Origin of the sequence: Staphylococcus simulans (genome assembly GCF_003043455.1) — a bacterium.
Lineage (GTDB): Bacteria > Bacillota > Bacilli > Staphylococcales > Staphylococcaceae > Staphylococcus > Staphylococcus simulans_A.
On the sequence record NZ_PZGG01000061.1, the window covers coordinates 1 to 13,362 of the forward strand.

Here is a 13,362-nt window from a genome sequence, read left to right on the forward strand (position 1 = left end):
GAATATATAAGTATGGGGCTTAACATTTAACTTTAAAAGTAATAGAATTAGTAATAAGACTATTTTTTTATTGCGTGGGGCAAAAAAGACTAGTCTTCAATATTTACGGAATATATAAAATAAATAGAGGTTTAGGAAATGAGTTGAATCTTTAGAGGCTGAATGTTTCTAAAGGAAGTGAGATGCAACCGCAAACTTCGTTGCATTGTTCATCTAAAGATTGCTTAATTTCAATGGATATTAATGTGATACATACATTCGTATCTGAGACATAAGCGTGACATCGGGGATTTCATGCGACCCTTATACTGTTCTTTTGACCCTCATCAATCAGAATTCAGTATATCTGTCGGTATGTCATCAGCTTAAACACATTTGCAAGACCTCAGAATATAGGGGTGATTACATGCAAGAACATCTTGTCCTTACATTAGATGGGAAAGACTATCTTGTGGAACCGGGTACGAATCTTCTCCAGTTTATTAAATCTAGAGATACATTTGTGCCGTCAATCTGTTATAACGAATCATTAGGGCCGATTGAAACTTGTGATACATGTGCAGTAGAAATCGACGGAAAGATTGAACGTGCATGCGGCACAACAATTGATCGACCAATGGTCGTTAATACGACAAACAGCGATGTTAAAGCATCTCAAAAAGAAGCTTTAGATCGTATTTTAGAAAAACACATTTTGTATTGTACAGTGTGTGACTACAACAACGGTGATTGTGAAATCCATAATACAATGGATGAATTCGGTGTTCAGGAACAATCATATGAATTTAAAGACAAAGGTTATGAAAAAGATTTCGGTGCTTTCTATCGTTATGACCCAAGTCAATGTATCCTTTGCGGACGTTGTGTAGAAGTTTGTCAAGACGTTCAAGTCAACGAAACATTATCAATCGACTGGGAACGTGAACAACCACGTGTTATCTGGGATAATGACGTATCAATCAACGAATCATCATGTGTATCTTGCGGACAATGTGCGACGGTATGTCCATGTAACGCAATGATGGAAAACCACATGGTCGGTGAAGCTGGTTATATGACTGATACTGAACCAGGTACATTAGCAGACATGATTGACTTAACTAAAAAAGCAGAACCAGGTTATGGTCCATTATTCGCAATTTCAGATTCAGAATCTGCATTACGCGAAGAACGTATTGAGAAAACGAAAACAGTATGTACATACTGTGGTGTGGGATGCTCATTTGATGTATGGACGAAAGACCGTGAAATTCTTAAAGTTCAACCACAACACGATTCACCAGCTAACCGTATTTCATCTTGTGTGAAAGGTAAATTCGGTTGGGACTTCGTCAACTCTGAAGAACGTTTAACAAAACCTTTAGTACGTAAAGGTGACGAGTTCGTTGAAGTTGAATGGGAAGAAGCATTGAACGTAATCAGTGAAAACTTCTTACGTATTAAAGAAGCAAAAGGTGCAGATGCACTATCATTCATCGCATCATCTAAAGGTACAATTGAAGAATCTTACTTGATGCAAAAATTAGCACGTCAAATGGGTACAAATAACGTCGATAACTGTTCACGTTATTGTCAAGCACCCGCAACAAAAGGTTTATTCAGAACTGTCGGTCACGGTGGTGACTCAGGTTCAGCAGATGATTTAATGAAAGCTGGCATGGTGGTATTAGTAGGTACAAACACTGCTGAAGCTCACCCAGTTATTGCTTCTAAAATCAAACGCGGACATAAACTATTCGGCAGCAAACTTCATGTATTCGACATTCGTCGTCATGAAATGGCTGAACGTGCGGACAAATTCTATCAACCAAAACCAGGTACTGACTTAGCATGGTTAGCTGCAGTGACTAAATACATTATCGATAACGACCTTCATGATAAAGCGTTTATCGATGAGTGGGTAGATCACTTTGATGAGTACTATAAATCATTAGCACCATTCACATTAGAATTTGCGGAAGAGACAACAGGTATTCCTAAAGATGACTTGATTCATTTCGCACATGAAATGATTGATTCAAATGGTGTATGTATCGCTTGGGCGATGGGTGTTACACAACAAGACATCGGTAGTGATACAAGTACAGCAATCTCTAACTTATTATTAGTAACTGGTAACTACAGAAGACCAGGTACAGGTGCTTATCCATTACGTGGTCACAACAACGTTCAAGGTTGTAGTGATGGCGGTAGTATGCCGGATAAATTCCCTGGTTACCAAGATGTCACTGACGATGAAATTCGTGCGAAATTCGAAAAAGCATGGGGTACTGAACTACCAGCTATTGCTGGACGCGATAACCATCAAATGATGGAAGGTATCCATAATGATGAAATCGACGCAATGTACATCTATGGTGAAGATACTGGTATCGTAGATGCGAACATCAACTTCGTACAAGCAGCACTTGAAAAAGTTGACTTCTTAGTCGTTCAAGATGCATTCTTGACACAAACTGCACGTTTCGCAAACGTTGTATTACCAGCAAGTCCTTCACTTGAAAAAGAAGGTACTTTCGCGAATACAGAACGTCGTATCCAACGTTTATATCAAGCAATGAAACCATTAGGCAATTCAAAACCTGACTGGGAAATCATTCAATTGATCGCAAACAAAGTTGGATTAGACTGGAACTATTCACATCCAAGTGAAATCATGGATGAAATGGCAAGCTTAACACCATTATTTGCTGGTGTAAGATATGATCGTTTAGAAGGTTATAATTCATTACAATGGCCTGTACATGAAGACGGTACAGATGAACCAATCTTGTACTTAGAAGGCTTCAACTTCCCTAATAAACGTGCCAAATTATATCCATTAACATTCGACAACTTCTTCAAAGAAGATGAAGAATATGATATCCATGTCAACAATGGTCGTCTATTAGAACACTTCCACGAAGGTAACATGACGTACCAAGTGCCAGGTATCAAATACAAAGTGCCGAATGTTTACGTTGAAATCTCACCTGAACTTGCGGAAGACCGCGGAATTCATGAAGGTGCAGATGTCAGATTGATTTCTTCAACAGGTCAAGTTGAATTAGTTGTTCATATTACTGACCGTGTTAAAGGTAAAGAAATTTACATTCCAATGAACAATAATGCAGACGTTGACGGTACTGCAGGTGCGATTAACATGTTGACAAATAGTGACGTTGATAAAGATACAGATACACCATCATACAAACGTACGTCAGCACGTATGGAAGTGATTACACGTAGAGGTAAGTCTCCACTTAACCCTTCAAACTTCCGTGTGAATACAAAACGTAACCCGCAATACAGTGTTCAAGTTCAGAAAAAATGGGCACGTCCAGACTACGTGTTCCCAGGAAATCAGGTGAGACACGATGGCTGAAAACATTAGAAAAATCAAACGTATGGAAATTTCACATGAAGAGCAAAAAGCGAAAGATCTTGCAGAGGTTACTGATGCAATTTCAGAAAACAAAGATGTTATCATCAAAGCAATTCGTTTAATGCGTGTCTTAGATGATGCGAAAATCTTAGACGCTGGTATTGGGGCAGTTGAAAAACGTGGCTTCATTACAAGCAAGATTACAAAAGAATTGAATAAAGAGCAGTATACAGGCTTGTTAAACAACTTAGCACCACTTGTATTCATGCTTGGTAAAATTGATGTTGCAGGTACAGAAGAAATGTTGCTTAAGTTGAACAAAGGACTTAAAAATGCGAATGCTGCAAGTCCAAATCAACGTACAACAATTTCTAGTTTAGTCGGCTTATTAAAAGACGATGAAGCAAACAGAAGTATTACGTATTTCGTAAACTTACTAAAAGGGATGTCACGCGAAGATTAAGCGTCATTCTATAAGAGCTGTTCTTTTTAGAACGGCTCTTTTTTTACATATAGAATCTATCTGCCGACACTGGCGAAAATATGATAAACTTTAATAGAATTTAGAAGTGCATGATAGAAAGAAGGTGTTGACGATTAACCCGAATATATTAAAAGCTTTAGCACTGATTTCAAATTTATTTGTCGTGCTTGGGTTTATTTTCTTGATTATGATGAAAGCTGTGCTGGCAATAACCATGTTTGCAATCGGTTTAATTATCAGTTTAATGATGTTTAATGTTTTATTTCGTGATAGAACAGGAATGAAGATAATTATCAATCTCTCTTTTACAATCGTGATGATTGTGATAATTGCGGCATACTTTATGTTGAGGTAGAAAAAATACATGAGGAGTTCACATAATGAATCGTAAAGCAAAAACGCGTATTTTCAGGCTGTTTGTCGGCTTAATTCTTTTAACTTTTATTATTCTTTTTATCATTAATGAAACGAATTGGTTCAGTAAAGATAAAAATTATACATTTGATGAAGCTGTTCAACTTCAAACTTCAAAAGGTGTATTAAATACGAAAGAAGACAATGGACAATTTGTCAATGCATCTAAAGCAGATGTGGAACAAGCTATGGCAATCAAAAGACAGAATCATAAAATCAGTTATATGGATATTTCAGAACCTGTCTCAATGGATGAAAAAGAAGTGAATCAGCTATTAAAAGGCAAAGGTGTGCTTGAAAATAAAGGGGACGCATTTTTAAAAGCCCAAGATAAATATGATGTCAATGTGATTTATTTAATCAGCCATGCATTAGTTGAAACAGGACATGGGCGCTCAGAATTATCAAAAGGAATCGAATATAAAGGGAAAACGTATTATAATTTTTATGGTATCGGTGCTTTTGATGAAGACGCGATGAAACATGGTCATAGTTATGCGAAAAAACAGAAATGGACGTCACCAGAACGTGCCATTATGGGCGGCGCACGTTTTGTACGTGAAGACTTCTTCGATAAAGGTCAGATTTCGCTTTATCAAATGCGTTGGAATCCTAGCAATCCTGGTCAACATCAGTATGCGAGTGATATTGGTTGGGATCAAAACATTGCAGGTATGATGGATACGTATTATCATAAATACGGTATTAAAAAAGATGATATTCGAAAAAACTTTTATAAATAAGTAAAGAGGGCGACAGCCCTCTTTTTTCGTATATCCGGCTAGATACATAGGAAATAGGGAATATGATAGAATAAATAGGAAGTGTTAAAAAGAGGTGGATTATTGAGATGAAAATAGCAATTGTCGGCGGCGGCATTGGCGGACTCACCGCAGCTGCCTTATTACATGAACAAGATCATGAAATACATGTATTTGAACAACAAGATGAAGTCAAAGAAATCGGTGCAGGTATTGGTATCGGTGCAATGTCTTAGACAAACTCGGCAATCATGACATGGCAAAAGGAATTAAAAATGCAGGACAAGTCATCAAAGAAATGGAAATTTTAGATGACAAAGGACATGTATTAAACAAAGCAGTGATGAAAAAAGGGACAGTTAATTTAACACTGCCAAGACAAGCTTTATTAGATGTTATCGCATCTTATGTTCCAAAAGAATTAATCCATACAGGAACTAAAATTGTGAAACTTGTACAAAATAGTTCGAAAGTCACATTAACAACTGCACAAGGTGACACACATTATTTTGATTTGTGTATCGGCGCAGATGGTGTACATTCTATTATTCGCGGACAGGTAAATCCTAAAGCAACAGTTAATTATCAAGGCTATACTTGCTTCAGAGGTATGGTCGATGATGTGACTTTAAATGATCCGCATACTGCGAAAGAATTCTGGGGTGCTAAAGGTCGCGTAGGCATTGTGCCGATGTTAAATAACCAAGCGTATTGGTTTATTGCGGTCAATGCGAAAGAAAATGACCCTGAATTTAAAAAATTTACTAAACCTTACATTCAAGCATACTACAATAACTATCCAAATGAAGTCAGACGTATTCTAGACCAGCAAAGTGAAACAGGTATTTTACATCATAATATCTATGATTTAACACCGCTTCAATCCTTCGTCTATGGCCGCACGCTCTTATTAGGTGATGCTGCACATGCGACAACACCGAATATGGGACAAGGTGCAGGTCAAGCTATGGAAGATGCGATTGTCTTAGCGAATTGTTTGAATACCTACGATTTTAGAGAGGCATTAGCACGTTATGACGCATTACGTGTAAAACACACTGCGAAAGTCATCAAACGCTCTCGTAGTATCGGTAAAAAAGCACAATATCAAAACGGCTTGATGATTGGCTTACGTAATTTTGTGTTGAAACGCATGCCGTCTAAGTTGATTTCGAATCAAGCGAAATTCTTATACAAAACGAAATCAGTATAAAAGAAGACTAACTATCTAAACCTAATATTTAAAGAAACTAGAAATAAAAAATGAGGTCGGGGTATTATCCCTGACCTCATTTTACTTTAGAATGAAATGACTTATTTAACATCATTTACAACGTATTGTGGTGCTTTGTCGTCTTTTAACACATCTACTGTGTTGTTTGCGACGATTTCAGCCATACCGTCACGCGCTTCAAATGTAGCGTTACCAATATGCGGTGTAATCACTACGTTATCTAGTGATTTCAAGTCTTCAGTGATTTTTGGTTCGAATTCATAAACATCTAGTGCTGCACCTTCGATAACTTTATCTTTCAATGCATCAGCAAGTGCTTGTTCGTTTACAATCGGACCGCGCGCAGCATTAACTAAATAAGCTGTCGGTTTCATTTGTTTGAATTGTTCTGTATCGAACAAGTGGTGCAATTCTGGTTTGTAAGCAGCGTTGATTGTGATAAAGTCTGATTCTTTTAATAATGTGTCAAAATCAACGTATTTCGCACCTAATTCTTTTTCTTTATCTTCTTTACGGTGTGGACCTGTGTAAAGGATATCCATATCGAATGCTTTCGCACGTTTAGCGACTGCATAACCGATATTACCTAAACCGAAGATACCGATTGTTTTACCTGATACTTCACGTCCTCTGAAGAATAATGGTGCCCAACCATCGAATCCTTTCGTACGTGATAATTGATCACCTTCAGCAATACGACGTGCCACTGCAAGGACTAACGCGAATGTTAATTCTGCAGTAGAGCGTGTTGAAACGCCAGGTGTGTTCGTCACATAGATACCTTTAGATTCAGCATAATCAATATCTACGTTATTAAAGCCAGCACCATAGTTTGCGATAACTTTTAAGTTTTCGCCTGCTGCGATAACATCTTTATCTACGTTTGTAGATAAGATACTGATTAATGCGTCGGCATCTTTTACACCATTTTTTAATGTTTCTTGATCCACAACACCTGGACCATCATACATATCGACTTCGATATTATTCTTTTCTAGAATATCAAGTCCTACTTGTGGGATAGGGCCTGCAATATAGACCTTAGCCATACAAAACACTCCCTTTCTTAGTTTATATATCAATTATATTAAAAGGAAGAAGGAGAAACAATGAATACACCGTAAGCGCATGCATGACTACGAAATAAGTTTTAATCCGACAGAGGAAACGACGATTAAGCCGATACAAAGCACGCGCCAGATATTTTTTGACTCATTGTAAAAAATCATACTGATAATCGCACCGCCGCCAGTTCCGATTCCAGTCCAAATTGCGTACGCAGTTCCCATCGGGATAGATTTCATAGCTAATGATAGAATACTGAAACTGAAGATAAAGGCGATGCCTAATAATACGATATAAAGTTTCTTACCTGTTCGATTTAATTCATTTAATAGAATCACACCAAGAATTTCAAAACAGCCCGCGATAAATAAAAATAACCATGCCATCAGTGTGTGCCCTCGCTTTCTGTTTCATCTGTTGAAAGTTTCAAGCCAAGAATACCAATCAATAATAAAATGATGAAAAAGAGTTTAGTAAAGCTGAAAGGATCACCATAGATGAGCATATCCACAATAATCGTACCGACTGTACCGATACCTACGAAGATGGCATAGGCAGTCCCGACAGGTAATGATTTAGTCGCATTGATAACTAATGCGAAACTGATCGCAATCATAATTAAGGTGAGCCCCCAACTGAGCACTGAGTCAGCATTTTTAAGGAAATTGACCCATATGATTTCAAATAAGCCAGCTAAAATGACTTTAAACCAGCGCATACGCAAGCCTCCTTCTTCTTAATTCAGCACTGTCTATTTTCTCAAAATTCATGTAGGGAAACAATGAATGTGTTTATGAGGTGGAAAACAGCATGAAAAAACAGCATAAAAAAACACACAACGCAAAAGTTGTGTGTAGTTAGTTGAAGAAGCGGATAGATAAAGGAATGAGATATTCTTCTCCATTGTATGCTTTGACAGCAGCTACGACTGAAAAAACGATACTGAGTATACCAAGAACAGGTAAGATGATCATACCAATTATCATGAGGCATAAAATCAGTGCAATAAACGTCCATATCGTATAAGAAATGACGAAATTAAAATAATTTTTAGCAGTCTTATCCACAAAATAAGATTCACTGCCTTTGGTTAACCAAATAATCAAGGGGCCGATAATCGTTGTGAAGAAGCTTAATACATAAATTAAGCATGCGAATAAACGTGCATCTTCTGTTGGAAATTGTTGATAGACTTCAATGTGCTCAGTGACTTGTTCAGGTGAATGATCCTTAGTCATAGCGCTCCTCCGATATTTAAGATTACTTTTAATATAGCAATAATTAAGATTAAATGAAACACAATTGGACAACTTTCAATATTTATTACCTTTTTGTACACAGAACAATAACAATAAATAATGAGAAGTAGGGTATGAAATATATAGACGTTATTGTTAGCATCAGGTAACAAATTTTTATTTTATTATTTGTCTAATCATGTTACGATAACTATAATACACTATTTGATGGTCGCAGAAAGCTGTAACTGTGCGTGTTCAAGCATACACAAGTCTCACAAGTTTTCTGTTTTATTTTTCTTTAAGACGGTTAAATAGAATAAATAATATTTTCACACTTCGAGAGACCGTACATCACTTTATTTCTAGCAATAAAGCTATTGTACGGTCTCTCATAATCATGACTAAATAAAGAAAGAAGGTATGAAGAATGAAAATAGCAATTATCGGGTCAGGTAACGGCGCAGTCACAGCAGCAGTGGATATGACAAACAAAGGACACGACGTCAAACTTTATTGCCGAAATGCTTCTATCGAGAAATTTGATAAGGCCATTGAACAAGGCGGCTTCCATTTCAATAATGAAGGTGAAGAAAGCTTTGTGAAATTCACACAAGTCAGTGATGACATTGAAGAAGTTATCCAAGGTGCAGAAATCATTCAAATGATTATTCCATCAACATTCATTGAATATTATGCACGTATTATGGCACCGTTCGTTACGGATGACCAAATTATTTTCTTCAACATGGCAGCAGCAATGGGTTCAGCACGATTTATTAATGTATTAGAAGATGAATATATCGATGTATGCCCACGTTTTTGTGAAGCGAACACATTAACATACGGTACACGTGTAGACTTTGAAGAAGGTGTTGTTGATTTATCTTTAAATGTACGTAAAGTATATTTCACTTCTTATATTCAAGAACATTTAAGTGAAGACTTTGAAATTGTGGAAAAGATTTATCCGCAAATCATTAAAGAAGAAAACTTATGGAAAACAAACTTAGAAAACGGTAACCCAGAAGTTCATCCAGGACCGACTTTATTAAATGTCGGACGTATTGATTATTCTGGAGACTTCTCACTATATAAAGAAGGGATTACAAAACATACAGTACGCTTACTGCATGCGGTAGAACTTGAGCGTCTATCACTTGGGCGCCGTTTAGGTTTCGAACTACAAACAGCGAAGGAAGCACGTATTCAACGAGGCTACTTAGAAAGAGATCGCGAAGATGAGCCATTAAACCGTTTATTCAACGAAAGTCCTGTATTCTCACAAATTCCAGGACCAAATCACGTAAAAAATCGTTATTTAACGGAAGATATTGCGTTCGGTTTAGTTCTATGGTCTAGCTTAGGGCGTGAAATTGGGGTAGAAACGCCGAATATTGATGCGATTATCGTCATTGCCTCTACTATTTTAGAGCGTGACTTCTTTGAAGAAGGTCTGACAATCGACGAGTTAGGCAGAGATAAAGTTGGATTAGATTAACAATTAAATAAAGGGGGACACATTATGAAGAGAATGCCGACATTACTTGAATCCATTTCAACTATAGTTGTAATGATGTTGTTAGTTATTGTTGGATTTGTGGTATTTGGAATTCCAGTACAACCATTATTAATTCTTTCAGCTGCCTATGCGTCAGTAATCGCTTGGCGTGTAGGTTTACGTTGGAAAGATTTAGAAGAGGGGATTACACAACGGCTGAGTACAGCAATGCCTACGATTTATATTATTTTATGCGTAGGTATTGTAGTTGGGACATGGATGTATTCTGGAACCGTACCAGCTCTGATTTATTATGGGTTAAAATTGTTGAATCCAAGTTATTTCTTGGTCTCTGCGTTTTTAATTTCAGCGATTACGTCTATGGCAACTGGAACCGCTTGGGGTTCTGCATCGACAGCAGGGATTGCGTTAATTGCGATTGCACATCAATTACATATTGATGCAGGTATGGCTGCAGGTGCTATTATTGCAGGTGCAGTTTTCGGTGATAAATTATCACCACTCTCTGATACAACAAACTTAGCAGCAATGGTCACGAATGTGAATATCTTTGCGCATATTAAAGCGATGTTGTGGACGACAATTCCTGCGTCGATCATCGGTATGATTGTCTGGTTCTTTGCGGGATTAAATCATAAAGCGAGTGCAGATAAAAGCCAAATTAATGCGTTATTACGTCAACTCGAGAATGTGTATCACATTAATTTCAGTGTGTGGATTCCGGCGATTATTATCATCGCATGTTTATTATTCCGCTTCTCAACCGTACCGGCTATGCTGGTCTCATGTGTCGCAGCAATCTTTGTCGGTTCATTAAATCACGGTTTTAACTTTACTGATGGCTTTAAGGCAGCCTTTGATGGATTTAAGCCTGATATGATTGTGCACCAAGTGAATTTAAATGATAAAGCGACAACCTTGCTTGAGCAAGGCGGGATGATGAGTATGACGCAAGTTATTGTCACGATCTTCTGCGGCTATGCTTTTGCGGGGATTGTTGAAAAGTCCGGTTGTTTAACGGTGATGTTGAATACTATTAAAGATAAAGTAACTTCACCAGGTACTTTAATATTAGTAACAGTAATATCTGGGTTAATCATGGTCTTAGCAGCAGGAGTTGCTTCTGTTGTGATTATCGTAGTAGGTATGTTGCTATATGATATGTATGATGAAATGAAGTTATCTCGTACGAACTTATCACGTACACTGGAAGACTCAGGTACGATGATTATTCCATTGATACCTTGGGGTACATCAGGTATTTATTATACACAACAATTAGGTGTAAACGTCTATTCTTATTTTATTTGGACCGTACCTTGTTATTTATGTGTGATTTTCGCTATATTCTATGCTTTTACAGGCTGGTCAGTCAAAAAAGTGAAATCACCAGATTCAACACATTATACGCAGCACGGTTAATAATGAACTGTCTCACACGACAAAGTGAGGCAGTTTTTCTTTGACTTTTTACAATTTCTCAGATTTTAGACATTAAACGATCGAATCCAGGGTATAACATACTAATGGTGGAACAATTATAGTTATCTAAGAAGGATTAATTGCAATTCCAATCATTATCATTAAAAAATTAATATTTATAATGTTTAGTTGTGTACTAAAACGGTTATTAAATATATATGAATGAGGTGATTCCATGCTATATGTAGTAATACTTGTAGCGATATTACTATTGTGTCTAGGAATTCATCGATACTTCAATTTAGATAATTTAACTGTAAAATATCCTTCTATTATCTATTTAGTAATCAGCTTTATATTGTATTTTGTAGCGATTTTGCAATATAGAGTTGATTCTTCTATGTCGGAATTTTTAGCACATGAAATGTTAATGACGTCTATCTTCGGGTTATTAATATTTTGGACACTATCCCAAAGTAATAAAACAAAAGATACAGTTGTTTATACGATAATGATATTAGTATTATCTATCATTGAGGTTATGACTACGAGTCCTCAGCTTGGGATTAATGCCACAGTAGAGATGTTCGTGGTACGTATTGTCCTAACAGCCGGTATGGCCATAGGTTTAGGAGGCTATGTTCTTTATAGACAACTTAAACGTCCAGTATCAGAAAGTTTCCCATTATTATATGTGTTAGCTTTCGCATTCTGGATTATGATCGCATATTGGTTATAACGTATTAAATAGATAGAAAAGCCGATAACTTAGGTGGGTATACCTAAAAGTTATCGGCTATTTTTTTATATAAGTGAACGCTAGAAGAGTAGTAACTAAAGAAACAAGAACATAAAAAAACCAACTGATTGTAGCGAATCAGTTGGTTTATATCGTATAACTATTAATTAGTGGATGTAGTTGTATCCGCCTGCTTGGCCAGCTGAGATTGTACGTGTAGTAACAACGCCAGGACCTTGACCGTAGTTCATTTCTGAAACGTTTACTGAACCGTCGCTGTTTACACTTTCAACGTATGCAACGTGACCGAATGCACCTTGGCTAGTTTGTAAGATAGCGCCAGCTGTTGGTGTGTTGTTTACTGTGTAACCTGAAGCTGCTGCTGCGTTAGCCCAGTTATTAGCGTTGCCCCAAGTTGAACCGATTTTACCGCCAACTTTGTCGAATACGTAGTAAGTACATTGACCTACAGTGTAAAGGTTAGCACCTGATGATGAACGGTTAGCGAATGTGTTAGTGCTTGTTTTTGGTGCTGAAGTTGTTGAAACTTTAACGTTGTTGTCTGAAGTTGAGTATGAAGCACCTAAACCGCCAGTACGTGGAGCAGTTGCTTGTGTATTGTAGCTAGTGTAGTTTGTATAGTTATTGTTAGCTGTGTTGTTGTTATTGTATTGAGCGTAAGTACCATAGTAGTTATTGTATTGATTAGATTGGTTCCAGTTACCTTCCCAAGTGTAGTGGTAGTTACCATCTTGATCAATTGTATATGAGTAGCTGTAAGAATAAGGATCGTTTGAGTTATATCCGTTATTTTGTGCAGCGTCTGCATCGTGATTAGATAAAGTTAAAGCAGCGATTCCTAAACCTGCTGTAGCGATTGTAGTAGTAGCGATTTTATTCATGATAAAATATCCTCCTAAAGATAATAAGCTAAATTATTTTTTAAGTCTCGTGACTGGATTAACATTTACTAAATTTCATAATTTGATTTGTGTGTTTCGTTCTGTTAATGACAAGAATTACTATACGAAAAAAATTCCCACTTGTGTAGTTTGTTATCGTATTATAATTTAGTTCTAATAATTATATATTTGGATGTAATAAGCATGAAAGTAGGAG

Annotated in this window: 12 protein-coding genes and 1 pseudogene; 8 read left to right on the forward strand and 5 right to left on the reverse strand. The window is 36.8% G+C overall.

Translation table 11 applies throughout. From position 1 onward, the window contains the following. Positions 1-406 precede the first annotated feature (406 nt). The 5 genes and pseudogenes from fdhF to BU038_RS10035 all read left to right on the forward strand — a co-directional run bounded on the left by fdhF (position 407) and on the right by BU038_RS10035 (position 6,236). Positions 407-3,364: a formate dehydrogenase subunit alpha gene (fdhF, locus tag BU038_RS10015; RefSeq protein WP_107605920.1), complete on the forward strand. Its 2,958-nt coding sequence runs from the start codon at positions 407-409 to the stop codon at positions 3,362-3,364. After that, positions 3,357-3,827 (forward strand): DUF1641 domain-containing protein, encoded by a 471-nt coding sequence (locus BU038_RS10020; RefSeq protein ID WP_107605921.1) that lies wholly within the window; start codon positions 3,357-3,359, stop codon positions 3,825-3,827. The genes fdhF and BU038_RS10020 overlap by 8 nt, the downstream gene beginning before the upstream one ends. 124 nt (positions 3,828-3,951) lie before the next feature. Then, positions 3,952-4,203, forward strand: coding sequence for a hypothetical protein (locus tag BU038_RS12540; RefSeq protein ID WP_107605922.1), 252 nt, complete (start codon positions 3,952-3,954; stop codon positions 4,201-4,203). A 25-nt stretch (positions 4,204-4,228) separates the two neighbouring features. After that, a complete protein-coding gene (locus BU038_RS10030) occupies positions 4,229-5,005 on the forward strand; it encodes an N-acetylglucosaminidase (RefSeq protein WP_107605923.1) in 777 nt (258 codons plus the stop codon). A gap of 107 nt (positions 5,006-5,112) precedes the next feature. Next, positions 5,113-6,236: pseudogene (locus tag BU038_RS10035) on the forward strand (FAD-dependent monooxygenase). Positions 6,237-6,337: 101 nt separating this feature from the next. Here BU038_RS10035 and BU038_RS10040 read toward each other — a convergent pair. The 4 genes from BU038_RS10040 to BU038_RS10055 all read right to left on the reverse strand — a co-directional run bounded on the left by BU038_RS10040 (position 6,338) and on the right by BU038_RS10055 (position 8,560). Beyond that, positions 6,338-7,306: a 2-hydroxyacid dehydrogenase family protein gene (locus tag BU038_RS10040; RefSeq protein ID WP_107605924.1), complete on the reverse strand. Its 969-nt coding sequence runs from the start codon at positions 7,304-7,306 to the stop codon at positions 6,338-6,340. Between the two features lie 87 nt (positions 7,307-7,393). Beyond that, positions 7,394-7,708, reverse strand: coding sequence for a DMT family transporter (locus BU038_RS10045; RefSeq protein WP_107605925.1), 315 nt, complete (start codon positions 7,706-7,708; stop codon positions 7,394-7,396). Further along, the gene (locus tag BU038_RS10050; protein ID WP_107605926.1) at positions 7,708-8,040 is read right to left on the reverse strand and encodes a DMT family transporter; all 333 of its coding nucleotides are present in this window, start codon (positions 8,038-8,040) and stop codon (positions 7,708-7,710) included. The genes BU038_RS10045 and BU038_RS10050 overlap by 1 nt, the downstream gene beginning before the upstream one ends. A 139-nt stretch (positions 8,041-8,179) precedes the next feature. Further along, on the reverse strand, positions 8,180-8,560 hold the full coding sequence (locus BU038_RS10055) for a DUF4870 domain-containing protein (RefSeq protein ID WP_199219710.1): 381 nt from the start codon (positions 8,558-8,560) through the stop codon (positions 8,180-8,182). A gap of 430 nt (positions 8,561-8,990) precedes the next feature. On the opposite strand from BU038_RS10055, the gene BU038_RS10060 reads away from it, so the two are divergent. The 3 genes from BU038_RS10060 (at position 8,991) to BU038_RS10070 (ending at position 12,243) form a co-directional block, all read left to right on the forward strand. Further along, the gene (locus BU038_RS10060) at positions 8,991-10,061 is read left to right on the forward strand and encodes an NAD/NADP-dependent octopine/nopaline dehydrogenase family protein (protein WP_107605927.1); all 1,071 of its coding nucleotides are present in this window, start codon (positions 8,991-8,993) and stop codon (positions 10,059-10,061) included. 24 nt (positions 10,062-10,085) lie between these two features. Next, positions 10,086-11,504, forward strand: a complete 1,419-nt coding sequence (gene nhaC / locus BU038_RS10065; RefSeq protein WP_107605928.1) for a Na+/H+ antiporter NhaC — start codon at positions 10,086-10,088, stop codon at positions 11,502-11,504. A gap of 235 nt (positions 11,505-11,739) precedes the next feature. Next, positions 11,740-12,243 (forward strand): hypothetical protein, encoded by a 504-nt coding sequence (locus BU038_RS10070; protein ID WP_107605929.1) that lies wholly within the window; start codon positions 11,740-11,742, stop codon positions 12,241-12,243. Positions 12,244-12,410: 167 nt separating this feature from the next. Here the strand turns inward: BU038_RS10070 and BU038_RS10075 are convergent, their stop codons facing one another. Continuing rightward, a complete protein-coding gene (locus BU038_RS10075; RefSeq protein ID WP_107605930.1) occupies positions 12,411-13,145 on the reverse strand; it encodes a CHAP domain-containing protein in 735 nt (244 codons plus the stop codon). Positions 13,146-13,362 lie beyond the last annotated feature (217 nt).

Coding starts and splice junctions, on each gene's coding strand:
- BU038_RS10070 (WP_107605929.1), top strand. CDS start 11,740: ATGCTATATGTAGTAATACTTGTAGCGATATTACTATTGTGTCTAGGA.
- BU038_RS10050 (WP_107605926.1), bottom strand. CDS start 8,040: ATGCGCTGGTTTAAAGTCATTTTAGCTGGCTTATTTGAAATCATATGG.
- nhaC (WP_107605928.1), top strand. CDS start 10,086: ATGAAGAGAATGCCGACATTACTTGAATCCATTTCAACTATAGTTGTA.
- BU038_RS10045 (WP_107605925.1), bottom strand. CDS start 7,708: ATGGCATGGTTATTTTTATTTATCGCGGGCTGTTTTGAAATTCTTGGT.
- fdhF (WP_107605920.1), top strand. CDS start 407: ATGCAAGAACATCTTGTCCTTACATTAGATGGGAAAGACTATCTTGTG.
- BU038_RS10060 (WP_107605927.1), top strand. CDS start 8,991: ATGAAAATAGCAATTATCGGGTCAGGTAACGGCGCAGTCACAGCAGCA.
- BU038_RS10055 (WP_199219710.1), bottom strand. CDS start 8,560: ATGACTAAGGATCATTCACCTGAACAAGTCACTGAGCACATTGAAGTC.
- BU038_RS10040 (WP_107605924.1), bottom strand. CDS start 7,306: ATGGCTAAGGTCTATATTGCAGGCCCTATCCCACAAGTAGGACTTGAT.
- BU038_RS10030 (WP_107605923.1), top strand. CDS start 4,229: ATGAATCGTAAAGCAAAAACGCGTATTTTCAGGCTGTTTGTCGGCTTA.
- BU038_RS10020 (WP_107605921.1), top strand. CDS start 3,357: ATGGCTGAAAACATTAGAAAAATCAAACGTATGGAAATTTCACATGAA.
- BU038_RS10075 (WP_107605930.1), bottom strand. CDS start 13,145: ATGAATAAAATCGCTACTACTACAATCGCTACAGCAGGTTTAGGAATC.